Here is a 26,534-nt window from a genome sequence, read left to right as displayed (position 1 = left end):
GAAGGAGAACCGAGATGGAAGCCATCGTCACCCACACCGGCATCGGCGTACCGCTGCGCCGGACCAACGTCGACACCGATCAGATCATCCCCGCCGTGTACCTCAAGCGGGTCACCCGCACCGGATTCGAGGACGGACTGTTCTCGGGATGGCGCGCCGACCCGGAGTTCATCCTCAACACCGCACCGTACGACCGCGGCTCGGTCCTGGTGGCCGGTCCGGACTTCGGAACCGGCAGCTCACGCGAGCACGCGGTCTGGGCGCTGATGGACTACGGCTTCCGCGTGGTCATCTCGTCCCGGTTCGCCGACATCTTCCGCGGGAATTCGGGCAAAGCGGGTCTGGTCGCCGCGCTGGTCGAGCAGGAGAACGTCGAACTGCTGTGGAAGGCCCTGGAGAACGAGCCCGGGTTGGAGATCACCGTCGACCTGGAGAGCCGGACGGTGACCGCAGGGGATCTGGTCGTTCCCTTCACTATCGACGATCCGGTCCGGCACCGCCTGATGGCGGGTCTGGACGACATCGGAATGACTCTGCAGCAGGGTGATGCGATCACGGAGTTCGAAAACCGTAGGCCCGCATACAAACCCGTGACAATCTGAGTTCTCACCGCCGCAATGGCGGCGCCGGATCGAACCGGTGCCGCCACTTCGGATTCCGCGACATCTTCGATCAAACCTGGCGTGGCTCTTGGATCGAATGCAACTCTGCGTTTACGGTGTCCCTAGTTGGCTCAGCGGTGAGCCACCGAACTGCAGAGGATATGTGCTCATGAACAAGGCAGAACTGATCGAGGAGCTCACCGAGAAGCTGGGCACCGATCGCCGGACCGCCGGCGCCGCCGTCGAGGCGATCGTCGACACGATCGTGCGCGCCGTGCACGCGGGGGAGTCCGTCACCATCACCGGCTTCGGCGTCTTCGAGCAGCGCAAGCGCGCGGCCCGCGTCGCCCGCAACCCGCGCACCGGTGAGACGGTGAAGGTCAAGCCCACCTCCGTTCCCGCGTTCCGCCCCGGCGCACAGTTCAAGGCCGTGATCTCCGGTTCGGCGAAGCTCCCCGCTTCGGGCCCTGCGGTGCGCCGTAGCTCCGCTACCGCGGCGCCGGCGAAGAAGGCTGCCGCCAAGAAGGCGCCGGCGAAGACCGCCACGAAGGCTGCTGCGAAGAAGGCACCGGCGAAGACCGCGACCAAGGCTGCTGCGAAGAAGGCGCCGGCGAAGACCGCCACGAAGGCTGCTGCGAAGAAGGCGCCGGCCAAGACCGCGACCAAGGCTGCTGCGAAGAAGGCACCGGCCAAGACCGCGACCAAGGCTGCTGCGAAGAAGGCACCGGCCAAGACCGCCACGAAGGCTGCTGCGAAGAAGGCGCCGGCGAAGACCGCCACGAAGGCTGCTGCGAAGAAGGCACCGGCCAAGACCGCCACGAAGGCTGCTGCGAAGAAGGCACCGGCCAAGACCGCCACGAAGGCTGCTGCGAAGAAGGCACCGGCCAAGACCGCGACCAAGGCTGCTGCCAAGAAGGCGCCCGCGAAGAAGGCCGCGAAGAAGTAGAACCGACCGCCGCTGCCCCTGGAACGCTCAGCGTTTCAGGGGCAGCGGGCTGTCGATGTGGTCCATGGTCAGGAGCCGGCCACCGCTGGTGGTGAGCACCCAGGCGCTGGCCTTGCGGTTACGGGCCTCGGGCAGCGTGACGTCGTCCGCTTTCGCCCACCACGCCGTCAGATCCGGGATCACCCCGCCCTGGCTGCACACCACCGGGACCGTTCCCGATTCCTCACCGCGCACCGCGATCTCACGGATCCGCCGGTGTGCCGCCTCGGGGTCGCGGGCGTACGCCGCCTCGGACATCGTCGGCTCCTCAGTGATCGGCAGCCCGGACTCCGCCGAGAAGGGCTCCAGAGTCTGTGTGCACCGCACCGGCGGGGCCGACAGCAGTTCGCCCGGTGCGAAGGTGCCGAGCAGATCCACCAGCGCCTCCGCCTGTGCCCGGCCGTTGCTGTCCAGCGGACGCGCCTGATCGTCGCCCTGGTAGCCCTGTTTCCGGCCGGCCTTGGCGTGACGCACGATCACCATCGTCGAGGCCGAACGCGGCTGGGAGCCGAACCATCCGAGCACCTGCTCGTCCATCGGGTAGGTCAGCAGTGCGGAGGCCTCACGGACCGGGAGCCAGCGGAGTTCGTCGGTCTCCTCGTTGGGCACGAACCTTCCGCCGAGCGCCAGCGCCGACCAGTACGAGACCGCCTTGGTGACGCTCGCACCGCCGGGTCCGTGCTTGCGGCGCCGCGGCACCGGGTAACTGATGTCGCCGATCTCCCGGACGAACCGGGCGCGGAAACCGGTCTCCTCGACCACCTCCCGAAGACCGCCGACGACCGGATGCTCATCCGGCTCCACGTGTCCCTTGGGCAGTGACCAGTCGTCGTAGCGGGGTCGGTGCACCACAGCCACTTCCGGGCCGTCGGCGCTCTCCCGCCAGAGCACTCCGCCGGCCGCGCGGACGACGGGCTCGGCCGCGCTCACCGCTGGCTCGCGCGATGCGAGCGCATGAGCTCGCGCTGGTGATCGCGGACGTTCTCGCCCGGGGCGGGGGAGGCGTTCCAATTGCCGTCGGCGTCGAGAACCCAGCAGCGTGTGGCCGGATCCAGTGCGGACTCGAACATCTCACTGAGCTGGCGGCTCAGACGCGGATCCTTGACCTGCGCCATGACCTCCACGCGCCGGTCGAGGTTGCGGTGCATCATGTCGGCGCTGCCGATCCAGTACTCGTCGGCGCCCCGGAAATGCAGGATCCGCGAGTGCTCCAGGAACTGCCCCAGAATCGATCGCACCGTGATGTTCTCGCTGATCCCGGGCATACCCGGCCGCAGCGCGCAGATACCGCGGACAACCACCTCCACCGGGACACCGGCCTGGCCGGCCCGGTACAGCGCATCGATGATCTGCTCGTCCACGACCGCGTTCGCCTTGAGCTGCACGCCCGCGGGTTTCCCCGCCCGGTGCAGAGCGATCTCGTTCTCGATCCGCTCGACGATGCCCGAACGGATGCCGTGCGGCGCCACCATCAGGTTGCGGTACTCCTCCTTGCGGGAGTAGCCCGTGAGCCGGTTGAACAGATCGGTCAGATCGGCTCCCAGATCCGGATCCGCGGTGAACAGGCCCACGTCCTCGTACAGCCGCGCCGTCTTCGGGTTGTAGTTGCCGGTGCCGATGTGGCAGTACCGGCGGATCGTCGAACCCTCGCGCCGCACCACCAGGCAGGTCTTGCAGTGGGTCTTGAGTCCGACCAGTCCGTACACCACGTGTACACCGGCCTGCTCCAGCTTGCGGGCCCACTTGATGTTGGCCTGCTCATCGAATCGGGCCTTGATCTCGACCAGCGCGACCACCTGCTTACCGGCCTCGGCGGCGTCGATCAGAGCGTCCACGATGGGCGAGTCGCCGGACGTGCGGTACAGGGTCTGCTTGATCGCGAGCACCTGCGGGTCGTTCGCCGCCTGCTCGATGAATCGCTGCACGCTGGTCGAGAACGAGTCGTACGGATGGTGCACCAGGACATCACCCTCACGCAGCGTGGAGAACACGCTCTTGGGGGTCTCCCGCTCACCGAACGCCGGGTGCGTCACCGGGACGAAGGGCTTCTCCTTCAGGTCCGGTCGGTCCGCTCCGTACAGCTCGAACATGCAGTTCAGGTCCAGCAGCCCGGGAACGGTGATCACATCGGCCGGGTCGACGTCCATCTCACGCAGCAGGAGCTCCAGCATGTGCTCGGACATGTCCTCGGCGACCTCGAGCCGCACCGGGGAGCCGAATCGGCGCCGGGCGAGTTCACGTTCGAGCGCCTGCAGCAGATCCTCGTCGCGGTCCTCCTCCACCTCGAAATCGGCGTTCCGGGTGATCCGGAACACGTGGTGCTCGGCCACCTTCATCCCGGGGAACAACACGTCCAGGTGCGCGGAGATCAGGTCCTCCATCGGCAGCACCGCGTGGTCCATCCGCTCGGACCGGACCGTGACGAAGCGGTCGACGTTGTCCGGCACCTTCACGCGCGCGAAATGCTCACCGCCGGTCTCGGCGTCGTGCACCGCCACCGCCAGGTTCAGCGACAGGCCGCTGATGTACGGGAACGGATGCGCCGGATCGACCGCCAGCGGGGTCAGGACCGGGAACACCTGGGTGTGGAAGAACTCGGTCAGCCGGGAGCGCTCATCGGCGGTGAGATCGTTCCAGCGCAGTACCGACACGCCCTGTTCCGCCAACTCCGGGCGTACCGCGTCGCTGAACACCAGTGCGTGCTTGCGGGAGAGCTCCTGGGTGCGCTTGGCGATCACCCGCAGCTGTTCGCGCGGGGTCAGTCCGTCCGCGGAACGGACCGACAGCCCCATCTGATCCCGGCGTTTGAGGCCGGCTACCCGCACCATGAAGAACTCATCCAGATTGGAGGCGAAGATCGCGAGGAACTTCGCGCGTTCGAGCAGCGGCAGGGACGCGTCCTCGGCCATCGCCAACACTCGGGCGTTGAAGTCCAGCCAACTCAGTTCACGGTTGAGGTAGCGGTTGTCCGGCAGATCACTCGGTGCCTCCGACGGCGCGGCGGGAGGCGCTGAGGGAATCGCGGTCTGCTGCTCGGTCGGTGTCGAAGGCGGTGTCGTCACCGCTTCATTCTGGCGCATCCGGCGTAGGAGTTCGACGGGTAGCCGGAATCGGTTGCGGTGAGCACCGCGCGGGTGTGCGCACCCAGCGGGGGAGCGGCGGCCAGATCGGCCGGGGTGTCCACATCGGTGCGCAGCCCCGGCCACGGCCCGGGATGAGCCAGTGCGCCACCGGCGCGGTGCGCCGCCGCCGATCCCGGGCCGAACTGCGGATCCAGTGCGGTACCGGCCGGTGTGAACAGCGCGGCGGTCCCCACGTCGGCCCGGTCCGGGACGTAGCCGCGGCGCAGCACCGTCGCATCGAGGAAGGCGTCCAACTCGTCCGCTGTGAGCGCGGGTAGATCGGCCTGCAGGGCGAGGACTCCGCTGTGGTCCGGAACCGTCTGCGCGGCGATCCGGGCACCGTCTTCGAGCGCCGCGTTCAGCCCGCGTGGTGCCACCTCGGGAACCGCCTGCGCCCCGTGCGCCGCCGCCGCGGCCAGCACTTGAGGATCCGACGAGACCACGAACACCGCGGCCACGCTCCGTGCCGCGAGCGCAGCGGTGAGAGTGTCCCGGAACATCGCCAACACCAGCGCGGGGATCAGCTTCTCGCGCAGCCGCGCACTGCCGGCGGCGAACCGGGACTTCGCCGCTTCGAGCGGCTTCACTGCGGTCACCACCACGACGGAGGACGCGTACGCGCCGCGCGGTGCGGTCATGTGACCAATCTAGGCGGGTGGAACCCCGCGTGCCGCCCCTGGGCGGGCGATAGGCTCAACCCTCGGGCCCGGACAGTGGCCGGGTGCGAGCGGAACGCGAGGAGTGGGACCGGAAATGGTCGACGTTGCAGTGATGGGCGCGGGATCGTTCGGTACCGCCATGGCCAAGGTCTTCGCCGATGCGGCCCGGCCCGAGCCGCACCGGGTCCGGCTGTGGTGCCGCCGCCCGGAACTGGCCGACCGGATCAACGCCACCCGGATCAACGAGCAGTACCTGCCCGGGGCGGTCCTGCCGGAGAACTTGAGCGCCACCGGCGATCCGGAGGAGGCGATGCACGGGGCCGGATTGGTCGTGCTCGCGGTTCCCTCACAGACGCTGCGCGCCAACCTGCGGGACTGGGGCACGCTCATCCCGCCGGAGATCACGGTGGTGAACCTGGCGAAGGGCATCGAGATCGGGACACTGGCGCGGATGAGCGAGGTCGTCGTCGATGCCGCGGGGATCGACCGGGACCGCCTGGCGGTGCTCACCGGTCCGAACTTCGCCCAGGAGATCGCCAAGCGCCAGCCCACCCTCGCGGTGATCGCCTCCGACAACACCGCTCGCGCCGAACACACCCAGTACCTGCTGCGCACCGACTACTTCCGTCCGTACACCAGCGGCGACGTCGTGGGATGTGAGATCGGCGGCGCCACCAAGAACGTGATCGCCCTGGTCTGCGGTATCGCCTCGGGAATCAACCTCGGGGAGAACTCCCGGGCGGCGATCATCACCCGCGGACTGGCGGAGACCCTGCGGCTGGGGACGGCACTCGGCGCGCAGCCGCTGACCCTCGCGGGCCTGGCCGGAGTGGGTGACCTGGTGGCCACCTGCAGTTCTCCGCAGTCCCGCAACTTCAGCTTCGGGGCGCGGCTGGGACGCGGGATGAGTGTCGAACAGGCACAGGAGGCTGCGCACGGTCAGGTCGCCGAGGGGGCGAAGTCGTGCATCTCGATCGCCGACCTGGCCCGCCGCGTGGGCGTGGAAATGCCGCTCACCGAGGCGGTTCGCGCCGTCTGCTACGACGGCGTCCCGGTCCCGCGGGCGATGGACGATCTGCTCAATCGGGATGTCGGCGGAGAATGGCGTCCGCGCGACGCGTGAGCAACCCTGTGGCTCCGGCAGGGGCGGCCACGTAAGGTGGGCGACCGTGACGGAGCGAATCAGGGTGGCAGTGGTGTTCGGCGGGCGCAGCAGTGAGCATGCGGTCTCCTGCGTATCGGCCGGAGCCATCCTCGAGAACCTCGATCCGCAGCGGTACGAGGTGGTCCCGGTGGGGATCACCAAGAACGGTGCCTGGGTCAGCTCCGACGGTGACTCCAAGGCACTGAAGTTCGCCGAGCGGGCCCTGCCGAGCGTCCCCGAGGGCCCCACCGACCTGACCATCCTCCCCGGCGCGTCCGGCGCCGAACTGGTCGCGGTGGACGCCGAGGCGGCGGGCCGAGTCCTCGGTGGCGTCGACGTGGTCTTCCCCGTGCTGCACGGCCCGTACGGTGAGGACGGCACCCTGCAGGGGCTGTTGGAGATGGTCGGCGTGCCCTACGTCGGAGCGGGGGTCCTCGCCTCCGCCGCCGGTATGGACAAGGAGTTCGCGAAGAAGCTGCTCATGGCGGAGGGGCTGCCGGTCGGTGATTTCCACGTCCTGCGTCAGCGTGACACCGAGGTCCCGGTCGAGGTACTGCACCGTCTGGGGCTACCGCTGTTCGTCAAGCCGGCCCGCGGCGGTTCCTCGATCGGCATCACCCGCGTCACCGACCTCGTGGACCTGCCCGGGGCGATCGCCGCGGCGCGGCAGTGGGATCCGAAGGTGATCGTCGAAGCCGCCGTGATCGGCCGAGAGGTGGAGATCGGGGTGCTCGAACGGCCGGACGGCACCGTCGCAGCATCGGCGATCGCCGAGATCGAGATGGCGGCCGACGCCGAGCACTCGTTCTACGACTTCGAGACCAAGTACCTCGATGATCGGGCGCAGTACACCGTCCCGGCCGACCTACCGGCCGAACAGGCCGCCGCGATCGGTGAGCTGGCGGTGCGCGCCTTCCACGCCTTCGACTGCCAGGGCCTGGCCCGCGTGGACTTCTTCCAGACCGCCGAGGGGCCGGTGATCAACGAGGTCAACACCATGCCCGGGTTCACCTCCACCTCGATGTACCCGCGGATGTGGGCCGAATCCGGCGTCGCCTACGCGGACCTGCTGACGCTGCTCATCGAGACCGCGATCGCCCGCGGCACCGGCCTGCGCTGATCCGGGCCCGCGCACCCCGAACCGTCAGCGGCCCAGATCCAGCGATGCCGGCTGCAGGTGCGCCTTGATCGCATCGGACGTCACCTGCAGGGCCGTCGCCCCACCGCCGTCGGGCACCCACACCACCACGTACGGCCGGTGGTCGACCGCCGCCCAGTAGCTACCGCCGTCCGGCGCCGGGGCTCCGGGCGGAGTGGCCTCGAGCCACTGGACCCCGTTGACCACCTGCAGTTTCGCCGTCGGGGTGAGTTCCGCGGGACGCTCGGTGCCGCAGCGCACCTCCACCGCGCCCGACTTCTCCCGGGTCCACCGGGCGAAACCCGCCGGGTCGGTGGTGCCGTCGCGGCGGAACGCGCCGAGATCCGCGGGCAGGGTGCGCAGCAGTGTCCCGCACGCCGGGTCGTTCGACGACGGTGCTGCGATCGAGCGCAGGTGTCCCGCCTCCGCGGTGGCACGTGCATCGTCCTGCCGCTGCTGCGCCAGGACCACGAAGGCGATGAAGCAGGCCACGACCGCCACCGGCAGTGCCACCGCGGTGGCCAGGAATGCGGGGCTACGGCGCGGGTTGCGCTGCGGGGACGGGTTCTCGTCTGCGTCGGTCACGTCCGATACGGTAGCCGCGATGACTTCCTGTGAGCCGGTCCGGTCTCCGCGGGCGCCGCAGCGCACCGCGGCGGATCTGGGTGAGGACGGCGTGATCGCGCTCGCGACCAGCGCGATGTCTGCCGACCCCCGGATCCCGGTGGGCCCTGGAGACGACGCCGCGGTCGTCACCGCCCCGGACGGGCGGATCGTGGTCTCCTCCGACGCGCTGGTCGAGGGCCGGCACTTCCGGTTCGACCTGAGCACCCCCGAACACGTCGGTCGCCGTGCGATCGCGCAGAACGCGGCCGACATCGCCGCCATGGGCGCGGTCTGCACCGCCTTCACCGTGACCCTCGGGTGCCCCGCCGATACCGGAGCGGACGTCATCGCCGGCCTCGCCGCGGGAACCGCCGGCGGAGCGCGGGACGCCGGTGGCGCGATCGCAGGCGGCGATGTGGTCCGCACCGACCAGGTGCTGCTCGCGGTCACGGTGATCGGTGATCTGCAGGGCCGCGCCCCGGTCCTGATGTCCGGGGCGCGCCCCGGCGACGAGGTGGCCGTCTGCGGCACGCTGGGGTATTCGGCGGCCGGCCTGGCAGTGCTGTTGGCCGGGATCGACGGCTTCGCCGACCTGGTCGAGATCCACCGTTGTCCGGTGCCGCCGCTGGCCGCCGGACCGCAGGCGGCCCGGGCCGGCGCCACCGCCCTCACCGACGTCTCCGACGGACTGCTCCGCGACGCCCGGGCCGTGGCTGCGGCGTCGGGTGTCACGATCGCGTTGGACGGTGCCGCCCTCGTGCCCGACCAGCGCCTGCTGGACTGCGCCGAGGCCCTGGGCGCCGATCCCCACCGGTGGGTGCTCACCGGCGGTGAGGACCACTCCCTGTTCGCGGCGTTCCCGCCCGGCGCGGTACCGGACCGCTGGCGCATAGTGGGACAGGTGCAGGCGGCGGGGGACGGGACGGCGGGAACGGTCACCGTCGACGGCGCTGCCGGGCCCGAGCGCGGCGGGTGGAACAGCTTCGAGGGAACCGCGGAGCAACCATGACCACGAGAGCGCTGGCGGATTCGGTGGAACCGGGATGGGCCCGGGCGCTGGCCCCCGTCGCCGACCGGATCGCCGCCATGGGCGACTTCCTGCGTGCCGAGAACGCCGCGGGCGAGGGCTACCTTCCCGCCGGGGCGAACGTGCTGCGCGCCTTCCGGCAGCCCTTCGACGAGGTGCGGGTGCTGATCGTCGGCCAGGACCCGTACCCCACCCCGGGGCACGCCGTTGGCCTGTCCTTCTCGGTCGATCCGGCGGTGCGTCCCATCCCGCGGAGCCTGCAGAACATCTTCAAGGAGTACTGCGACGACCTCGACCTTCCGACGCCGGCGAACGGCGATCTCTCGCCGTGGTCCCGTCGCGGAGTGCTGTTGCTCAACCGCGTGCTCACGGTGCGGCCCACCTCTCCGGCCTCGCATCGCGGGAAGGGCTGGGAGAAGGTCACCGAATGCGCGATCGACGCCCTGGTGGCGCGGGACGCGCCCCTGGTGGCGGTCCTGTGGGGCCGTGATGCCGCATCCTTGAGCCCGCGCCTGGGTGATACCCCGCGGATCGAATCGGCGCACCCCTCGCCGCTGTCGGCGTCCCGGGGGTTCTTCGGCTCCCGCCCGTTCTCCCGGACCAACGACGCCCTGGCCGGCATCGGCGCCGAACCGGTCGATTGGCGGCTGCCGCACCTGGCTCAGGTTCCCTGATCCGGACCCGCTCGGGATGCACGAGGACCCGCGACCGGTCGGTCGCGGGTCCTCGTGGAAAGTTTCTCTCGCGTACTAGCCGCGAACGACCTTGCCGGCCTTGATGCACGAGGTGCACACGTTCAGACGCCGGGTCTGGCCGGGCGCGACCTGGGCGCGCACGGTCTGGATGTTCGGGTTCCACCGGCGGTTGGTACGCCGATGCGAGTGCGAGACCGACTTACCGAAGCCGGGGCCCTTGTCGCAGACGTCGCAGACGGCAGCCATAGTCGTGTACTCCTCGTATCGTTGAAAACTGTGGTTCAGCCCCGGCCGTCGGGTACGCGTGAGGGCGCACTCGGCACGCGAGGCAACCCTGCAAGCATAGCCGAGCGTGCTCGCGGAGCCAAACCGCTCCGGGGACCGTACTGCGGGCACCGGCCCACTAGGCTGACGGACGTGACGGGACCGAATCCGGAGGACGGGCGCGTGGTGCTCACCTGGCTCCGTCGTGCGGTGCTCGGCCTCGAACGCGCCGTCGACGAGATCAACTCCCTGAACGTGTTCCCGGTCGCGGATGCCGACACCGGCACGAACATGCTGGTCACCCTCCGGGCAGCGGCCCGGAGCGCGGAGGCCGCCGACCGCCGCGAAGGCCCGCAGGCGCTCGCGCGGGCGACCGTCGCCGGGGCCGTGTCCGGAGCCAGGGGCAACTCCGGTGTGATCGTCTCGCAGATCATGCGGGGGCTCGCCACGCAGCTGACCGAGGACGCCGCGCTCACGCCCACCGGCTTCGCCGAGGGACTGCGCACGGCGACCTCGCTGGTCACCACAGCCGTCGCCGACCCGGTCGAGGGAACCATCCTGTCCGTTCTGCGCGGCGCGTCCGACGGCGCCGGTGCCGCCGCGACCGAGGGGCGCGACCTGCCCGGCTGCGCCGTCGCCGCGGCGGACGCCGCCTTCGACGCCCTGCTGCGCACCCGGGACCAGCTCGCCGACAACGCAGCCGCCGGGGTGGTCGACGCGGGTGGTCGCGGACTGCTGGTGGTGCTCGACGCCCTGGTCGAGGTGACCTGTGGCACCGCACCGGAACGCCCCCGGTTCCATCGGAAGGCCGCACCGCACGTGCACGTGCACGCCGCCGGCGAGCACGCCCGCGCGGACCCGCAGGACGCCGGCGACCCACCGCGCGGACCGCATGCCGACTACGAGGTGATGTACCTCCTGCCCGACGCGACCGAGGCGGTGGCCGACCGGCTGCGTGAGGAGTTGAGCACCTTCGGCGATTCGGTGGTCGTGGTCTCCGCCGCCGACCCCACCCCGGTGGCGGTGTGGTCGGTGCACACCCACACCGCCGAACCCGGCCGTGCCATTCAGGCGGGACTGGCGCACGGGAACCTGCGCAGCATCGCGGTGAACGTGCTGCAGGAGGCCGGGCAGGCGGAGACACCGCTGCAGGCGCTGCTCGACGCGCCGCGGGCAATCGTCGCCCTGGTCTCCGGCGACGGTGCCGCGGACCTGTTCGCCGGCGCCGGCGCCGAGGTGATCCGCTGCGATCAGGGCATCACCCACGCCGAACTGCTGGCCGCACTGCACCGGTTCGAGGGCCGCGAGGTACTGCTCATGCCCAACGGTGCGCTGGCCACCCCGGAACTGCTCGCCGTCGCCGCGCGCTCGCGAGAATCCGGGGTGTTGGTGACCCCGTTGCCCACCTCGTCGATGGTGCAGGCGATCGCGGCGCTGGCCGTGCACGAGCCGGGCGGGGACGCCGCGGACGACACCTACTCCATGGCCGAGGCGGCCGCCGGAGCCCGCTGCGGATCCGTCGTCGCGGTCACCGAGGACGCGCTGACGATTCTCGGTCCGTGCGGTCCGGGCGACTACCTGGGGATGGTGGGCGGCGAGGTGGTGGTCCTGGAGGAGGACCAGTACTCGGCCGGTGAGGCGCTGACCGAACTGCTGCTCGCCACCGGTGGAGACATGGTGACGGTCCTGCTCGGTGAGGTCGCCGACGGCGACTTCCCGCAGAGGGTGCTCGCGGCCCTTCGGCCGGACCGCCCGGAGGTCGAGGTGGTCGGCTACTCCGGCGGCCAGCCCGGGAGCGTGATGGAGATCGGCGTCGAATGAGCTCCACCCGTGACCTGCACCTGGGGACCCCGCTCCGTGCGGCGATCGACCCCGAGATCGCCGAGTCGGCGGCCGCCGAACTGGGGCTGGAGACGGTCGGGGATCTACTACGGCACTTCCCGTTCCGGTACGAGGGCGGCGCCGTCGAGGACGACGGGACCCGGAGGTCCGAGCCCCGAGTCGGGGACGACGTGGTGGTGATCGGCACCGTCACCGCGATCACGCCGCCACAGGCGCACCACCGGGGCAAGAAGATGTTCCGGGTGCAGGTGGTCAACAAGGTCCGTGCCTACGAGCTGACCTTCTTCAACTACCTACCCAAGCCCATCCAGCCCGACCGTCGGCTGCTGCTGATCGGGCGACTCGGGGAGTGGAGCGGCAAACTACAACTCACCCACCCGGATTGGCTGGTGCTCCCCGACGACTCGGTCACCTCGGCGCAGGCTCTGGCGGACAACGAATCCGGCTCCACCAAGGCCGGCTCGAAGCGGCTCAAACACGCCGATCTGAGCCTGCTGCTCCAGCCCACCGTCCCGATCTACCACGGCACCAAGAACATGCCGACCTGGCTGACCCTGTCGCTGGTCGACAGTGTGCTCAAGCGGCTCGCTCCGGTCCCGGAGTCGTTGCCGGTGGAGTTCCTCGCGGTCAACGCCCTGATGAGTCTGGACGAGGCGGTCCGTGCCGCTCATAAGCCGGACGGCCGCGCGCAGGTCGAACAGGCCAAGCGACGGCTCGCCTTCGACGAGGCCGTCGCCATCGAGATCGCCCTGGCCCGGCGGGCGCACGAGGTGGGCACCGTCGCCGCGCCGCCGCTCGCCGCCCCGGACGGACCGCTGCAGACGGGGTTGCGTGAGCGGCTCCCGTTCCGGTTGACCGCCGGCCAGGAGGACGTGCTGGCGGAGATCGTCGACGACCTGCGGCAGTCCCATCCGATGACGCGACTACTGCAGGGTGAGGTGGGCTCCGGTAAGACGCTGGTCGCGTTGCTCGCGATGCTCACCGCGGTCGATGCCGGCTATCAGGCCGTGCTGTTGGCACCCACCGAGGTTCTCGCCACGCAACACCTGCTCTCGATCACCGCCATGCTCGGTGACCTGGCGGAGGCCGGGCAACTCGGTGCCGCCGACGCCGCGACCACCGTGACCCTGTTGACCGGGTCCATGACCACCAAGCAGCGACGGGCCGCGCTGCTGCGGATCGTCACCGGTGAGGCCGGCATCGTGATCGGAACCCACGCCCTGCTCGAGGACACCGTGGAGTTCTTCCGGCTCGGACTGGTTGTCGTCGACGAACAGCACCGGTTCGGAGTGGAGCAGCGCAACCGGTTGCGACGCAAGGGCGTCGGTGGTTCGGCGAGCGGCGCCAAGACCGGTTCCGAGGGCGCCGGCGAAGCGGACGAGCTCGTGCCGCACCTTCTGGTGATGACTGCGACACCGATCCCGCGGACCGTTGCTCTGGCCCAGTTCGGGGACATGACGACCTCGGTGCTCCGGGAACTGCCGCGGGGGCGTCAGTCGATTCAGACCTCGGTGGTCCCGCAGGGCCGGGAGTCCTGGGTGGCGCGTGCCTGGCAACGGGTCGACGAGGAGGTGCGCGCCGGTCGCCAGGTGTACGTGGTGTGCCCGCGGATCGGTGACGACGCGACCGGTGAGCAGGCGAAAGCGTCGTTCACCGACGAGGACTACGACTTCGACAGGCCGGTGTCGTCGGCATCGCCGAAGGCCGGTGGGCAGGGTGCGGATCCGGGACCCCCGGAGGACGAGTCCGTGCCGCCGAAGACCATCTCGGCCCTTCAGATGTACGACGAACTGGTCGCCGGTCCGCTCGGGCAGCACCGGATCGCGGTACTGCACGGTCGCCTGCCGGCCGAGGAGAAGGCCGAGGTCATGGCGGCTTTCGCGGCCGGGCAGATCGATATCCTGGTGGCCACCACGGTGATCGAGGTCGGAGTGGACGTGGCGAACGCCACCACGATGGTGGTGCGGGACGCCGACCGGTTCGGCATCAGCCAGTTGCACCAGCTGCGCGGCCGGGTGGGGCGAGGTGGACTGCCCGGACTGTGCCTACTCATCACCGCCAGTGAATCGGCACGCACACAGGAGCGGTTGCAGGCGGTCGCCGGCACCGTCGACGGATTCGCCCTGGCCCAGATCGACCTCGAACACCGCGGTTTCGGTGACATCCTCGGCGTGGATCAGTCCGGACTCGCCCGGCGCCTGAGCTTCCTCGACCTCGCTTCCGACGGTGACGTCCTGCACGCGGCCCGGGATCTCGCCTTCGAGATCGTCGCCGCGGACCCCGATCTGGAACGGCACCGGCCGCTGCGGATGATGAACGAAGTCATCCTCGGGGGGGAGCGCGAGGAGTTCCTGGGGAAGGCCTAGCGACTACGGGCCGCAGAGCGCGGCGAGCTGGCCGCCCCAGAACTGCACCACCTGCTCGCGGCGGGCGGCGTCGTCGGACAGCAGATCCGCCAGGCCCAGCCCTCTCGCGAGATCGAGCGTGGCCTGCACGGCTCGGCGGGCGTGCGCGTCCTCACGGTCCACGCCGAGCAGCCGCATCGCGAGTGCGAAGACCTCGCGGGAGTGCCGGTTCTCGAACGGCAACATCCGCTCCCGCAGTGCGTCGTCGCTGGCCGCGGCGGTCCACACGTGCAGGGCGGCCTTGAACAGGTCGTCGGTGTAGTACTCCACGATCAGGCGGGCAACGGCATAGGGCCGGTCCGGACCCTCCGGCACCGCCGCACCGGCCGAGGTCATCTGTGCCAGACGCTGTTCGCCCATGTACTCGAGTGCGGCGGAGATCAGATCCTCGCGAGTGGGGAAGTGGTGCTGTGCCGCTCCGCGGGAGACCCCCGCCTGCTGTGCCACACTGCCGACCGTGGTCGCGCCCCAGCCCCGCGTGGCGAGAGAGGCGATGGTGGTCTCCAACAGCCGCTGGCGGGTCTCCCGGCTGCGGGACTGCTGGGGCGTCCGGGTGCGCGGACGGGAGGTACTCATCCCGGTCAGACTAGTCGGCTGCGGCTGGGCGGGCCCAGTTCGGCGGCCTCTTCTGCAGGAACGCGGTGATGCCCTCGGCCGATTCCGGGGATCCGAACAGCCGCGCCGACTGCTCGGCCAGGGCAGCGGCGCGTTCGTCGAACGTGGCCAGGACGTCGTGCCAGAGGATCTGCTTGGTCTCTCGCAGGCCCTGAGGACTGCACAGCTGAAGTTCGGCGAGCTGCTCCGCGGTGGCCGCGGCGGGGTCGTCCGGAGCGGAGGTGATCAGGCCGTACTCCGCAGCCTGTGCCGCGTCGAACCGCCGACCGCTCAGCAGGAGAGTGGAGGCCACCCGGGAACTCAGGTGGGGCAGCAGCACCAGCGAGACCATCGCCGGTGCCACCCCGATCCGGGTCTCCGTCACCGCGAACGACGAGGACGGACCGGCGAACACGAAATCACAGGATCCGATCAGGCCGAACCCGCCGGCGCGGACGTGCCCGTCGATCTGCGCGATCACCGGCTTCGGGCATTCGATCAGCGCGCGCATCACCGCGATCATCGCCAGCGTGCGCGCCCCGGGGTCGGCGGTGCTCGCCGAGACCTCCTTGAGATCGGCGCCGGCGCAGAAGGTGCCGCCGGTGTGTCCGAGGACCACCGCGCGGGCCTCGTCGTCGGCCGCGGCGCGTTCCAGGCCCTCCAGCAGCTCGGCGAGCAGCCGCTCGGAAAGGGCGTTGCGATTGTGTGGGCTGTCGATGGTCAGGTGGGCGCCGCCACCGCTGGTCCGATACCGCACCAGCGGCTCGGGTGATGTGCTGTCCGCCATCGCGTCTCCTAGTAGCTCTTGGGCAGGCCGAGCGAATGCTCGGAGATGAAGTTGAGCACCATCTCCCGGCTGACCGGCGCGATGCGGAACAGCCGCGACGCCACCAGCATCTGCGCCAATCCGTACTCGGTGGTCAGACCGTTTCCGCCGAGCGAGTGGATCGCGCGGTCCACGGCCTTCGCGCCGGCCTCGGCGCCGGCGTACTTCGCCATGTTCGCGGCCTCCGCCGCCGCGAACTCCTCGCCCGCGTCGTAGAGAGTGGCGGCCTTCTGGAGCATCAATTTGGCCAGCTCGGTCTCCACCTTCAACTCGGCGAGCGGATGCGCGATCGCCTGGTGCGCACCGATCGGCGTCTTGAACACGGTGCGCCCCTTGGCGTAGTCCACCGCGCGGTCGATCGCGTACCGCGCCGAACCGATGGCACCCGCCGAGGCCATGATCCGCTCAGGGTTGAGTCCCGCGAAGAGCTGGGCGATCGCGGCGTCCGGCTCTCCGACCAGGGCATCGGCGGGCAGGCGTACATCGTCGAAGAACAGGGCCCACTGCGATTCGGGAAGTCCCACCTCCATCGGGATCCTCGTCTTCTGCAGGCCCGGGGAATCACTGGGCATGAGGAACAGCGCCGGGCGCAGCTTCCCGGACGCGGCGTCCTCGGTCCGGGAGACCACCAGGATCACATCGGCCAGCTCGACGCCGGATATGAAGGTCTTCTGCCCGGAGATGATCCAGTCCTGCCCGTCCCTGCGGGCGGTGGTGGTGATCCGGTGGCTGTTGCTGCCGGCATCGGGTTCGGTGATCGCGAAGGCGGCGATCGTCTTGCCCGAGGCGATGCCGGGCAGCCAGCGTTGCTTCTGCTCCTCGGTGCCGAACTTCGAGATGATCGTGCCGTTGATGGCGGGGGAGACCACCAGCATCAGCAGCGAAGAACCGGCCGCGGCGAGTTCCTCTCCGACGATGCCGAGTTCGTACATGCCCGCACCACCGCCGCCGTACTGCTCGGCGATGTTCACCCCGATCAGGCCGAGTTCACCTGCGGCGTTCCACAGTTCGGTGGGACCCTCACCTGCGGCGATCTTCTCGCGCACGTACTCGGGCCCGTAGCGGCGACCGAGTTCGGCGACGGTGCTGCGGAGCGCCCGGCGCTCGTCGGATTCGATGACGTCCATCGAGATGGTCATGCGCTCTGCTCCTGTTCCTCCAGCACGGCGACCACCGCACCGGCATCGACGTTCTGGCCGGCCTCCACCTCGACCGCAGTGATGATCCCGTCTGCGGGGGCGTGCACGGCGTGTTCCATCTTCATTGCCTCCATCCACAGCACCGGCTGTCCCGCGGTGACGAGATCGCCCACGCGGGCCCCGATCCGGGTGATCACACCGGGCATGGGGGCGAGGAGGGAGCCCGCCGCCGCGGCGGCATCCGCGGAGGGCAGCGGATCGACGAGCGTCAGAGTCGCAGCGCCGCGTGGCGTCTGGACCTCCACCACGGTGCGATCACCCGGGTAGGTGGTGACGGAGACGGTTCGCCGGACCCCGTCGCGTTCGACGGTGACCCTCGCACGGTCACCGTCGTCGGCGACGGATGCGACCGGCCCGCACTCTGCTCTGAACTCGCGCTCGTCGGAGGTACGGAACTCCGGCACCAGGGTGCGCGCGCCCACGTTGCGCCAGCCCGGGGCGACGTGCGGGAGGGGGCTCGCGGCCGCTGCTCGACGGTCCAGGACCGCCCCGGCGGCCGACGCGGCCTCGGCGAGTTCGGCCTCGTCGAGCAGGGGTACGGCGAGGCGCTGCAACCGATCGCCGGTGAGGAAGTCGGTGGCGAAGTCACCGGCCTTGAAATCGGCGTCGGCGAGGATCCGTACCAGCAGGTCGCGATTGGTGGTGATGCCGTGGATCACCGCCCCGCGCAACGCGGACTCGGTGATCGCGAGGGCCTGCGCGCGGGTGGGGGCGAAGCCGATCACCTTGGCGAGCATCGGATCGTAAAAGACCTCCACGACGCTATCGCGAGGGGCGAGCGCGCTGTCGAGCCGGATACCCGGTCGGCCCGGTCCGTGGAACTCGCTGACCACACCGGGTACCTCGAAACGGTGCACGGTTCCGGCGGCGGGACGCCAGTCGTTCGCGGGATCCTCGGCGTACAGGCGTGCCTCCACGGCCCAGCCGCGCGTCGCAGGGGGTTCCTTCGCAGGCAGCGGAAGGCCCGCCGCGACGTCGAACTGCAGGCCGACGAGGTCCAGGCCGGTGGTGGCCTCGGTGACCGGATGCTCCACCTGCAGTCGGGTGTTGACTTCGAGGAAGTAGAACTCGCCGGTGTCGGTGGCGAGGAACTCGACGGTGCCGGCGCCGGTGTAACCGATGGCCCGTGCCGCGTTCGCAGCGGCCTTCTGCAGCGCGGCCCGCATCGCCGGGTGACGCTCGACGAGCGGCGACGGGGCCTCCTCGAGCACCTTCTGGTGGCGGCGCTGGATCGAGCATTCACGCTCGCCCACGGCCCAGACCGTGCCCTGGGAATCGGCCATCACCTGAACCTCGATGTGCCTGCCGCGTTCCAGGTAGCGCTCGCAGAAGACGGTTCCGTCACCGAACGCCGACATCGCCTCGCGCTGCGCGGCTTCGAGGTTCTCCTGCAGTTCGGAGCGGGAGCGCACCACCCTCATGCCGCGGCCGCCACCGCCGGCCGACGCTTTCACCAACACCGGGAAATCGCTGTCGGACACCTGATCCGGGGTGAGGTTGGTCAGCATCGGGACCCCGGCCTCGGCGAGCCGCGCCTTCGCCGCAACCTTGGAGCCCATGGCGGTGATCGCCTCCGGGGACGGGCCGATCCACACCAGGCCGGCGGCGCGTACCGCTGCCGCGAACTCCGCGTTCTCGGACAGGAAACCGTAGCCGGGGTGGATCGCCTGAGCTCCGGTTGTCCGGGCGGCGGCGATGATCCGCTCGCCCTGGAGGTATGTGTCAGCAGGGGTGTCGCCGGGCAGGCGCACCGCATCGTCGGCCTCGACGACGTGCGGGGCGCCCGCGTCGGGGTCGGAGAACACCGCCACTGCGCGCAGCCCGCGGGCGTGGGCTGCGGCGATCACGCGGCGGGCGATCTCGCCGCGGTTGGCCACCAGAACGGAATCGAAAGTCGTGTCTGTCATTTCTCACTCACATCCGGAAGACGCCGAAGGCGTCGGTGCCGTGGACCGGGCCGTTGTGGATGGCCGAGAGCGCCATCCCGAGCGCAGTACGGGTGTCCCGAGGGTCGATGATGCCGTCGTCGTAGAGCATTCCGGACATGAACGCCGGCAGCGACTCCTTATCGATCTGGGTCTCGATGGCGGTGCGCATGCCGTCCACGAACGCCGGATCCATCTCCTGACCGCGGGATGCGGCGGAGGCGGCCGCCACTTCGGTGACCACGTCGGCGAGCTGCTTGGCGCCCATGACCGCGGATCGGGCACTGGGCCAGGAGAACAGGAACCGCGGGTCGAAGGCCCGGCCCGCCATGCCGTAATGACCGGCCCCGTAGGAGGCGCCCGCGATCAGGGAGAGGTGCGGCACCTCCGAATTGGAGACGGCGTTGATCATCATCGATCCGTGTTTGATCATGCCGCCGCGTTCGTATTCGGCGCCCACCATGTACCCGGTGGTGTTGTGGATGAACAGCAGTGGTGTGTCGTACCGGTTCGCCAGCTGGATGAACTGTGTGGCCTTCTGCGCCTCCTCGGAGAACAGGACGCCACGGGCATTGGCGAGGATGCCGATCGGGTAGCCGTGCAGGTTCGCCCACCCGGTGGTCAGCGATCCGCCGTAGAGCGGCTTGAACTCGTCGTAGTCGGAGTCGTCGACGATGTGCGCGATGATCTCGCGCGGATCGAAGGGGATCTTCAGATCGTCCGGGACGATGCCGAGTAGTCCCTCCGGATCGTATCGGGGCGGCGCAGCCACGCCCGCAGGCGTAGCCCCCTGCTTGTGGTGGTTGATCCGCCGCACGATGGAGCGGGCGATGCGGGCGGCGTCGAGCTCATCGGCGGCCAGGTAGTCGCCGAGTCCCGAGGTCCGCGAGTGCATCTCCGCGCCGCCGAGGGTCTCGTCGTCGGAGATCTCCCCGGTCGCGGCCTTCACCAGCGGCGGTCCGGCGAGGAAGACCTTGGACCGTTCGGAGATCATCACCACGTGATCGCTCATGCCGGGGATGTAGGCGCCACCCGCGGTGGAGTTGCCGTACACCACTGCGATGGTGGGGATCCCGGCCTTCGACAGTCGGGTGAGGTTGCGGAACATGGCCCCACCCGGTACGAAGACCTCCTTCTGGGTCGGCAGATCGGCCCCGCCGGATTCCACCAGGGAGATCACCGGGAGCCGATTCTGCAGCGCTATGTCGTTCAGGCGCAAGGACTTGCGCAGCGTCCACGGGTTGCTGGTGCCCCCTTTCACGGTGGGGTCGTTGGCGACGACCATGACCTCGACACCCTCGACCACACCGATGCCGCCGACCAGCGAGGCGCCCACCTGGAAGTCGGTGCCCCAGGCGGCGAGCGGCATGAGTTCCAGGAACGGGGAGGCCGGATCGAGAATGCTGTCGATCCGTTCGCGCGCGGTGAGCTTGCCGCGGGCCCGATGCCGCTGAACGTACTTCTCGCCGCCCCCGGCGAGGGCCTTGTCGAACTCGGTGTTCAACTCGGCGATCTTCTCGAGCATCGCGTCCCGATATCGCGGTGCATCGGGGGAGGGGGTGCTGCGTAGCACCGTCATCGCGGGTTCCTTCCGGTCACGTGTAGCCGAGGCGCTTGGCCGCCAGGGTGGTCAGGATCTCTGTGGTGCCGCCGCCGATGCCGAGGATCCGGACGTCCCGATAGTGCCGTGAGACCTCCGATTCGGCCATGTAGCCGTGGCCGCCGAACAATTGCAGGGAATCGTCGACCACCCGCTGCGCGGTCTCGACGGCGGTGTTCTTGGCGAAGCAGGCCTGCGGCACCAGGTCTGCACCGGCGACGGCGCCGCGCATCGGATCGCCCGGAGCGCCGGCGAGGGCCTCGGCGTACCGGTCGGCGATGTGCCGGGTGTACACCCGTGCCACGTCGATCCGGCGCCGCATGTCGGTGACGGTGTTCTGCACCGCCTGCCGGGTGATCAGCGGTGCGCCGAAGGTCTCGCGGTCACGGACCCAGGGGAGGGTGAGGTCCAGGCAGCGCTGCGCGTGGGAATAGGCCTGCACGGCCAGAGCGAGCCGTTCGGTGACGAAGGCCGCTCCGATCAGCAGGAATCCGCCGTTCTCCGGGCCGATCAGATTCTCCGCGGGCACCCGCACGTCGGTGAAGGACAGTTCGGCGGTGTCGGAGGCGTGCCAGCCCAGCTTCTTCAGCGGTGCACTCACTTCGAATCCGCTCAGCCCCTTGGGGATCACCAGCAGGCTGATTCCAGCGGCCCCGTCGCAACCGGTGCGCACAGCGGTGACCACCCAATCGGCACGCACCCCGGACGTGATGAAAGTCTTGGCGCCGTTGACGACGTAGTGGTCGCCGTCCCTGCGGGCGGTGGTGCGCAGGTGGCCGACGTCCGACCCGCCGCCGGGTTCGGTGATGGCGAGCGCGCTGATCGCCTCTCCGCGGAGCACGGGCGCGACCCACCTCGCCTTCTGCTCGTCGGTGCCGGAGAGCACGATGTGCGGTACCGAGATCCCGCAGGTGAGTAGGGAGGCGAAGGCGCCGCCCGAGCAGCCCGCTTCGTGCATGGCCTCGCACACGATGAGCGCGTCGCGGGGGTCACCGTCGCCGCCTCCGACGGAAGCGGGGAAGGAGACCCCGAGCAATCCCAGATCAGCGGCCTTGACGTGCAGATCCCGCGGGAGCAGGCCCTGCGTCTCCCAGGTGTGCAGGTTCGGCAGTATCTCCCGCTCAGTGAAAGCGGTGACGGCCTTGCGCAGCGCGAGTCTTTCGGGGCTGTCCCAATGCCCGGTCATTCGGTGCCCTCCGGGGAGGTGACGCCGGGTGCCGGCAGGAGGGTGACCGGTAGGTCCACGAAGCGGCTGCGGAGCCATTCCGCGAGGCCCTTCGCCTGCGGATCGAATCGGTATCCGTGCGCGACGCCCTTGCCGAGGATGTCGTCGATGACGAAGTTCACCGCGCGCAGATTCGGCAGTTCGTAGCGCCGCACCGGTAGCGAGGCGACCTCCGGGAGCAGCTCGCGCAGTAGCCGCACCGTGAGCCGGGTGCGCAACCACTGATAGGCGTCGTCGGACTCGGCCCATACGCCGACGTTGGCGCTGCCGCCCTTGTCGCCGCTGCGGGCGCCGAAGACGGTTCCCAGAGGTGCGCGGACGGTTTCCTGCGCAGTGGCCCGATCGGTGACGGGTTCGGTGTCCGGACCCGGTTGTGAGGGATCCGCCGGCAGTACCTGCGTGATCTCGGGCGGGGGGATCTCCGCAACGGTGCCATCGGGACGGTGGGCGCGGTGCGGCACCGCACTGTTGGGCAGGTACGCCGCGTGATAGACCCCGTACGGTCCGCCGTTCGACGGCGGTGCGGTCGGTGAGGCACCGGGATAGGTGGCGAGCGCGAGTTCAACAGCGGCGGAGGTGAACGCGCGTCCCACTTTGACCGGATCTCGGTCCCATGCGACCGCGGTCAGCGTGGCCGAGGCCGCGGCCTCGGTCGGCGCGTCCCGGTGATCGGTCCGGGCCAGGCGGAACTGGAGTTCCGACGGTGCCGGATCGAGGTTCGCCCGCAACTGCCCCTGTAGCAGCTCAGCCTTGCGTTCGATCTGCAGACCGGTGAGCAGGAAGCTGATCTCGTTGCGGAACCCGCCCAGGGCGGTGGTGGCGACCTTTGTGGTGTGCGGGGGTGCCTCGCCCCGCACCCCGCGCACCGCGACCCGGTCCGCACCGGCCTGGGCCAGCGCGACCGAGTCGAGGCGCAGGGTGACATCGGGATTGGCGTACCGCTGACCGGTGACCTCGTACAGTAATTGGGCGGTGACGGTCCCGACCTCCACCACGCCGCCGGTGCCCGGCTGTTTGGTGATGACGAAGCCGCCGTCGGCGTCGATCTCGGCGATCGGGAAACCGGGGTGCATCATGGCGGTGATCGGGTGGCGGTCGAAGAAGGCGTAATTGCCGCCGGTGGCCTGGGCGCCGCACTCGATGATGTGCCCGGCGGCGACGGCTCCGGCGAGCGCATCGAAATCGGTGCGACCCCAATTGAATTCAGCGATCGCCGGGCCGAGTATCACGGAGGCGTCGGTGACCCGTCCGGTGATCACGATGTCGGCGCCGCTGCGCAGGCACTCGGCGATGCCGAACGCGCCCAGATAGGCGTTGGCGGTCACCGCATCCGCTACCCCGAGTTCGGCGGCGCGTGGAAGCAGATCGTCACCGTCGACCCACCCGACGGTCAACTCGCGCGCCGGTCCGGACGCCTGCTCGATCACCTGCTGCACGGCGGTCGCGAGTCCGCCGGGATTGAGTCCGCCCGCATTGACGACCACCTTGGTGTCCTGTGCGGCGAGGGAGTCGAGGTGCGGTTGCAGGTGCCGCAGGAAGGTTCTGGCGTAGCCGAGATCCGGGTCCTTGAGCCGGTCCCGGCCGAGGATGAGCATGGTGAGTTCGGCCAGGTAGTCACCGGTGATGTAGTCGACCCGCGGTCCGTCCAGGATCTCACCGATCGCGGCGGCGCGGTCCCCGTAGAAGCCGGAGACGTTGGCGATGCGGACGGTACGCGTCATGATTGCACTCCTCGTCGGTCCCGGCCGGGCCCCGGGGCTCCGGCGAAGCACTGCGCGATGGTCAGCCAGTGCGCGGCATCGGTGCCGGTGGCGGCCAAGTCGGTGTCGTCGCGGTGCACCCGCTGTACCGCGAGTCGGCAGAGGTGCTCCAGGGAGCCGGTCACCCGTTGTGGGGCATCGCCGGGGCCGAAGCGGTGTACCGAACCGTCGGGGGCGGTGAGGACGAGGTCGAAGGGGTCAGCCGGGGGTTGCTGGTCGTGCACGGAATAGGCGAAATCACGGGTCTTGTACGCCAGTTTGGCCACGTGGGGCAGGGCGCCGGGGACGTCGAAGTCGGCGCCGGTGGCGTCGGCGATGTCGAGCCCGTGCGCCCACGTCTCCATCAGGCGAGCCGTCGCCATGGTCGCCGGGCGCATCGGCGGTCCGAACCAGGGGAGCTGCGTGGCCGGATCGGCCCGGCGGAGCGCGGCGACGAGCGCATCGCGCCCGCGGTTCCAGCGCGCACGCAGGTCGGGATCCGAGGCCAGCTCACCGGCTCCGGCGTCGACGAATCCCAGAGGATCGGCCATCGCCCGGTGCAGCACCTCGGCGAAACCGGCAGGATCGGTCGCAGCGGTCAGTGAGACCTCATCGGTCCAGGTCAGGTGTCCGATCTGGTGAGCGATGGTCCAGCCCGGCGCCGGGGTGGGCGTCGACCAGTCGGCGGTGTCCGCGATCGCCATTACCGCAGACGAGGTGGTCTCGAGCGCATCGAAGACGGGGGCTGCCGTGGTCACGGACACACTCTGGCATCGCCCGGCCAAAAAAACAAGCAGTGGCGCTTTTTTCTAAGGGTCTGACCGGGCTCAGGCGAGGGCGAGGAACAGCTTCTCCAGCTTCTGCCTATCCACGTTCTCCGGTCCCTCGGTGGCGATGCAGTGCTGAAGTCCCGTGGCCACGAGCGCGTACCCGCTGCGTCCGAGCGCCTTGTTGACCGCAGCGAGCTGGGTGAGCACGTCCTCGCAGTCCTGCCCCTCCTCGAGCATCCGGATCACCGTGGCGAGGTGTCCGTGCGCTCGCTTGAGCCGGGTCGCGATCGGCTTGGCGTCGGTCTCGGGGATCTTCATCGCGCCCGGCTCCCGTCCAGCCCGTCGAGCATCGAAGTGAGTAGTTCGCGTGCCTCGGTGGCGATCTCGGACAGTGCCGCGGTGCCGGTGAACTCGGGCATCACCGCCGGGTCCATGATCTCGACCTTCGACCCCTCGCCTTCGGCACTGATCACCACGTTGCACGGCAGCAGTGTCGCCACTCGCGGATCGGCCTGCAGGGCGCGGTGGGCCAGTTGCGGCCGGCACGCCCCCAGGATCACCCGCGGGGGCACGTCCACGCCCAGTTTGGCCTTCAGGGTCGCGGCGATGTCGATCTCGGTGAGGACGCCGAAACCCACCTCGCTCAGGGCTTCGCGCACCGCGATGACGGCGTGCGGGTAGGGGGAGGTGAGCGTCCTGCTCAGGGTGAAGGCGTGCATGGCCGGGCTCCTCGTCGATCGGTGTTCCCTCAGTCTTCCATATCCCCCAGGGGGGATGCTACCTTTGTGGTGAATATCCCCTAGGGGGGTTACCGAGAAGGAGTTGGAAAGATGACCACCACAACCGTCCACGGGAGTGACGAACAGGCCGAATCCGGCGCCGCGACCCTGCGTCGCCTGCAACCGCAGCATCGCGACCTGCGCAGGGCGATCCCGGACGTCTACGCAGGTTTCGGTGCGCTCAGCGCCGCCGCCTTCGCCGACGGCGCACTGGACCGCAGGACCAAGGAACTCATCGCCTTCGCCATCGGAGTGGTCGAAGGGTGCGACGGCTGCATCGCCTCGCACGGGCAGGCCGCAGCGCGTGCGGGCGCCACCGCCGAGGAGGCCGCGGAGGCGATCGGCGTCACCTTCCTCATGCACGGCGGCCCCGCCACCATCCACGGAGCGCGGGCCTTCGAGGTCTTCCGCGGCTTCGCCGACGCAGAACAGCGGTGATCGGCATGTGTCACGCGACCCGATGCCGAACCTGCGGTAAGACCACCTGGGCCGGGTGCGGAAGCCACGTCGACGCGGTTCGGCGAACCGTCGCCTCCGCCGACTGGTGCGCCGGCCACAACGGTGCCTCTCGCCCCGAACGACGCTGGTTCAGCGTGCGCCGCAGCTGATCGAGACGCCGGCCGGGATCTCGACGCGCCTCACCGGCAGGTGGTCAACGCGCGTTGCACGACTGCCACGGACGCACGATCGACCGTGAGACCGTACTCGCGGGCGATGAACGAGAACTGCCGGGCGTACTGGCAATGGAATCGCTCATTGGAGGGCATCCACCGACCGGGCGGGCTATCGCGCTTGTTCTCGTTCGCCGGACCGTCCACCGCGATCAGGTTCCGCGGGTCGTTGGCGAACACGACGCGCTTGGCGTCGTCCCACGACCAGGCGCCCATGTCCCAGGCGTAGGCGAGGGCGATCACGTGGTCTATCTGCACCTTCGCCGAGGTCTTCGCGCCCCGCTCGAACCGCATCACGGTGCCGCTGTACGGGTCCACCAGAGTGCCGGTGGCCACTGCGTTCGGGCATGCGGAGGTCCGTACGTAGGACTTGTCGGTCAGGTCCCGCTCCAGCACGTCGTTGCGGGTATCGCAGCCGTTGCGGCCGAGCGGCGCGGACTGATCGTCGGTCCACGGCGGACCGAAGGCCGCCCGCCGGTACGGCTGCGGAGCCCGCTGCCGGGCCGGGACGACGGCCACTCCCTCCAGCGACCCATCCGGCGTTCCTCTCCGCGCGGCATCGCCGGACGAGTGGGCCGGGGGCGCCGCCCGACCGCGGTCGCGGTGCGCGCCGACCGCGACGAACACCGCCGTCGCGACGACCAGTACGAGGATCAGCCACGTGCGCGCCGGAAGCGGGCGGGTGGTTCTCCGGCGGGACATTGCCGCAACGTAGCA

Annotated in this window: 25 protein-coding genes; 9 read left to right on the top strand and 16 right to left on the bottom strand. The window is 69.8% G+C overall.

Going from position 1 to position 26,534, the window contains the following annotated elements; translation table 11 throughout:
* Positions 1 to 14: 14 nt before the first annotated feature.
* Both leuD and ACYVHG_RS03820 read left to right on the top strand, forming a co-directional pair.
* A complete protein-coding gene (gene leuD, locus ACYVHG_RS03825; RefSeq protein ID WP_461166104.1) occupies positions 15 to 602 on the top strand; it encodes a 3-isopropylmalate dehydratase small subunit in 588 nt (195 codons plus the stop codon).
* 169 nt (positions 603 to 771) lie between these two features.
* Complete coding sequence (locus ACYVHG_RS03820) at positions 772 to 1,548, top strand: HU family DNA-binding protein (RefSeq protein ID WP_461166103.1); 777 nt, start codon at positions 772 to 774, stop codon at positions 1,546 to 1,548.
* 27 nt (positions 1,549 to 1,575) lie between these two features.
* On the opposite strand, the gene ACYVHG_RS03815 is transcribed toward ACYVHG_RS03820, so the two are convergent.
* From ACYVHG_RS03815 to cofC, 3 genes are read right to left on the bottom strand one after another with little or no spacing between them, the layout of a single operon-like run.
* On the bottom strand, positions 1,576 to 2,517 hold the full coding sequence (locus ACYVHG_RS03815; protein ID WP_461166102.1) for an NUDIX hydrolase: 942 nt from the start codon (positions 2,515 to 2,517) through the stop codon (positions 1,576 to 1,578).
* A complete protein-coding gene (locus ACYVHG_RS03810) occupies positions 2,514 to 4,667 on the bottom strand; it encodes an RNA degradosome polyphosphate kinase (RefSeq protein ID WP_461166101.1) in 2,154 nt (717 codons plus the stop codon). Before ACYVHG_RS03810 ends, ACYVHG_RS03815 begins: the two co-directional genes overlap by 4 nt.
* Positions 4,646 to 5,347: a 2-phospho-L-lactate guanylyltransferase gene (cofC, locus tag ACYVHG_RS03805; protein ID WP_461166100.1), complete on the bottom strand. Its 702-nt coding sequence runs from the start codon at positions 5,345 to 5,347 to the stop codon at positions 4,646 to 4,648. The genes ACYVHG_RS03810 and cofC overlap by 22 nt, the downstream gene beginning before the upstream one ends.
* A 115-nt stretch (positions 5,348 to 5,462) precedes the next feature.
* On the opposite strand from cofC, the gene ACYVHG_RS03800 reads away from it, so the two are divergent.
* Positions 5,463 to 6,491: an NAD(P)H-dependent glycerol-3-phosphate dehydrogenase gene (locus tag ACYVHG_RS03800; RefSeq protein ID WP_461166099.1), complete on the top strand. Its 1,029-nt coding sequence runs from the start codon at positions 5,463 to 5,465 to the stop codon at positions 6,489 to 6,491.
* A 46-nt stretch (positions 6,492 to 6,537) separates the two neighbouring features.
* Positions 6,538 to 7,632, top strand: coding sequence for a D-alanine--D-alanine ligase family protein (locus tag ACYVHG_RS03795; protein WP_461166098.1), 1,095 nt, complete (start codon positions 6,538 to 6,540; stop codon positions 7,630 to 7,632).
* Positions 7,633 to 7,656: 24 nt separating this feature from the next.
* Here ACYVHG_RS03795 and ACYVHG_RS03790 read toward each other — a convergent pair whose 3' ends face one another.
* Positions 7,657 to 8,235 carry a DUF3515 domain-containing protein gene (locus tag ACYVHG_RS03790; RefSeq protein WP_461166097.1) on the bottom strand — a complete coding sequence of 193 codons (579 nt, stop codon included), beginning with the start codon at positions 8,233 to 8,235 and terminating at the stop codon, positions 7,657 to 7,659.
* A 19-nt stretch (positions 8,236 to 8,254) separates the two neighbouring features.
* Here ACYVHG_RS03790 and ACYVHG_RS03785 point away from each other — a divergent pair, with 19 nt between their 5' ends.
* Entirely contained in the window at positions 8,255 to 9,265 is a 1,011-nt protein-coding gene (locus tag ACYVHG_RS03785; protein ID WP_461166096.1) for a thiamine-phosphate kinase, read from the top strand.
* The gene (locus ACYVHG_RS03780) at positions 9,262 to 9,957 is read left to right on the top strand and encodes a uracil-DNA glycosylase (protein ID WP_461166095.1); all 696 of its coding nucleotides are present in this window, start codon (positions 9,262 to 9,264) and stop codon (positions 9,955 to 9,957) included. The genes ACYVHG_RS03785 and ACYVHG_RS03780 overlap by 4 nt, the downstream gene beginning before the upstream one ends.
* A 75-nt stretch (positions 9,958 to 10,032) precedes the next feature.
* Here the strand turns inward: ACYVHG_RS03780 and rpmB are convergent, their stop codons facing one another.
* Positions 10,033 to 10,224 carry a 50S ribosomal protein L28 gene (gene rpmB / locus ACYVHG_RS03775; RefSeq protein WP_068521417.1) on the bottom strand — a complete coding sequence of 64 codons (192 nt, stop codon included), beginning with the start codon at positions 10,222 to 10,224 and terminating at the stop codon, positions 10,033 to 10,035.
* A 171-nt stretch (positions 10,225 to 10,395) separates the two neighbouring features.
* On the opposite strand from rpmB, the gene ACYVHG_RS03770 reads away from it, so the two are divergent.
* The gene (locus ACYVHG_RS03770; protein WP_461166094.1) at positions 10,396 to 12,063 is read left to right on the top strand and encodes a DAK2 domain-containing protein; all 1,668 of its coding nucleotides are present in this window, start codon (positions 10,396 to 10,398) and stop codon (positions 12,061 to 12,063) included.
* Complete coding sequence (locus ACYVHG_RS03765) at positions 12,060 to 14,450, top strand: ATP-dependent DNA helicase RecG (RefSeq protein WP_461166093.1); 2,391 nt, start codon at positions 12,060 to 12,062, stop codon at positions 14,448 to 14,450. The genes ACYVHG_RS03770 and ACYVHG_RS03765 overlap by 4 nt, the downstream gene beginning before the upstream one ends.
* Positions 14,451 to 14,453: 3 nt before the next feature.
* Here ACYVHG_RS03765 and ACYVHG_RS03760 read toward each other — a convergent pair whose 3' ends face one another.
* The 10 genes from ACYVHG_RS03760 to ACYVHG_RS03715 all read right to left on the bottom strand — a co-directional run bounded on the left by ACYVHG_RS03760 (position 14,454) and on the right by ACYVHG_RS03715 (position 25,086).
* Positions 14,454 to 15,065, bottom strand: coding sequence for a TetR/AcrR family transcriptional regulator (locus ACYVHG_RS03760; protein WP_461166092.1), 612 nt, complete (start codon positions 15,063 to 15,065; stop codon positions 14,454 to 14,456).
* 10 nt (positions 15,066 to 15,075) lie between these two features.
* The gene (locus ACYVHG_RS03755; RefSeq protein WP_461166091.1) at positions 15,076 to 15,870 is read right to left on the bottom strand and encodes an enoyl-CoA hydratase family protein; all 795 of its coding nucleotides are present in this window, start codon (positions 15,868 to 15,870) and stop codon (positions 15,076 to 15,078) included.
* A gap of 8 nt (positions 15,871 to 15,878) precedes the next feature.
* Complete coding sequence (locus tag ACYVHG_RS03750) at positions 15,879 to 17,048, bottom strand: acyl-CoA dehydrogenase family protein (protein ID WP_461166090.1); 1,170 nt, start codon at positions 17,046 to 17,048, stop codon at positions 15,879 to 15,881.
* The gene (locus ACYVHG_RS03745; protein ID WP_461166089.1) at positions 17,045 to 19,015 is read right to left on the bottom strand and encodes an acetyl/propionyl/methylcrotonyl-CoA carboxylase subunit alpha; all 1,971 of its coding nucleotides are present in this window, start codon (positions 19,013 to 19,015) and stop codon (positions 17,045 to 17,047) included. The genes ACYVHG_RS03750 and ACYVHG_RS03745 overlap by 4 nt, the downstream gene beginning before the upstream one ends.
* A 7-nt stretch (positions 19,016 to 19,022) precedes the next feature.
* Positions 19,023 to 20,612, bottom strand: a complete 1,590-nt coding sequence (locus ACYVHG_RS03740; protein WP_461166088.1) for an acyl-CoA carboxylase subunit beta — start codon at positions 20,610 to 20,612, stop codon at positions 19,023 to 19,025.
* A 16-nt stretch (positions 20,613 to 20,628) separates the two neighbouring features.
* Positions 20,629 to 21,819 carry an acyl-CoA dehydrogenase family protein gene (locus tag ACYVHG_RS03735; protein WP_461166087.1) on the bottom strand — a complete coding sequence of 397 codons (1,191 nt, stop codon included), beginning with the start codon at positions 21,817 to 21,819 and terminating at the stop codon, positions 20,629 to 20,631.
* Entirely contained in the window at positions 21,816 to 23,579 is a 1,764-nt protein-coding gene (locus ACYVHG_RS03730) for an acyclic terpene utilization AtuA family protein (RefSeq protein ID WP_461166086.1), read from the bottom strand. The genes ACYVHG_RS03735 and ACYVHG_RS03730 overlap by 4 nt, the downstream gene beginning before the upstream one ends.
* Positions 23,576 to 24,355 carry a TIGR03084 family metal-binding protein gene (locus ACYVHG_RS03725; RefSeq protein ID WP_461166085.1) on the bottom strand — a complete coding sequence of 260 codons (780 nt, stop codon included), beginning with the start codon at positions 24,353 to 24,355 and terminating at the stop codon, positions 23,576 to 23,578. Before ACYVHG_RS03725 ends, ACYVHG_RS03730 begins: the two co-directional genes overlap by 4 nt.
* Before the next feature lie 69 nt (positions 24,356 to 24,424).
* Positions 24,425 to 24,685, bottom strand: a complete 261-nt coding sequence (locus ACYVHG_RS03720; protein WP_461166084.1) for a metal-sensitive transcriptional regulator — start codon at positions 24,683 to 24,685, stop codon at positions 24,425 to 24,427.
* Positions 24,682 to 25,086 (bottom strand): DUF302 domain-containing protein, encoded by a 405-nt coding sequence (locus tag ACYVHG_RS03715; RefSeq protein WP_461166083.1) that lies wholly within the window; start codon positions 25,084 to 25,086, stop codon positions 24,682 to 24,684. The genes ACYVHG_RS03720 and ACYVHG_RS03715 overlap by 4 nt, the downstream gene beginning before the upstream one ends.
* Before the next feature lie 111 nt (positions 25,087 to 25,197).
* Here ACYVHG_RS03715 and ACYVHG_RS03710 point away from each other — a divergent pair, with 111 nt between their 5' ends.
* Complete coding sequence (locus tag ACYVHG_RS03710; protein WP_461166082.1) at positions 25,198 to 25,584, top strand: carboxymuconolactone decarboxylase family protein; 387 nt, start codon at positions 25,198 to 25,200, stop codon at positions 25,582 to 25,584.
* 200 nt (positions 25,585 to 25,784) lie between these two features.
* On the opposite strand, the gene ACYVHG_RS03705 is transcribed toward ACYVHG_RS03710, so the two are convergent.
* Positions 25,785 to 26,519 (bottom strand): HNH endonuclease family protein, encoded by a 735-nt coding sequence (locus ACYVHG_RS03705; protein WP_461166081.1) that lies wholly within the window; start codon positions 26,517 to 26,519, stop codon positions 25,785 to 25,787.
* Positions 26,520 to 26,534: the final 15 nt, after the last annotated feature.

This window comes from Tsukamurella serpentis, from assembly GCF_054780975.1.
The sequence above is the reverse complement of the archived record's forward strand: the minus strand, read 5'-3'. Positions and strand labels throughout refer to the sequence as shown.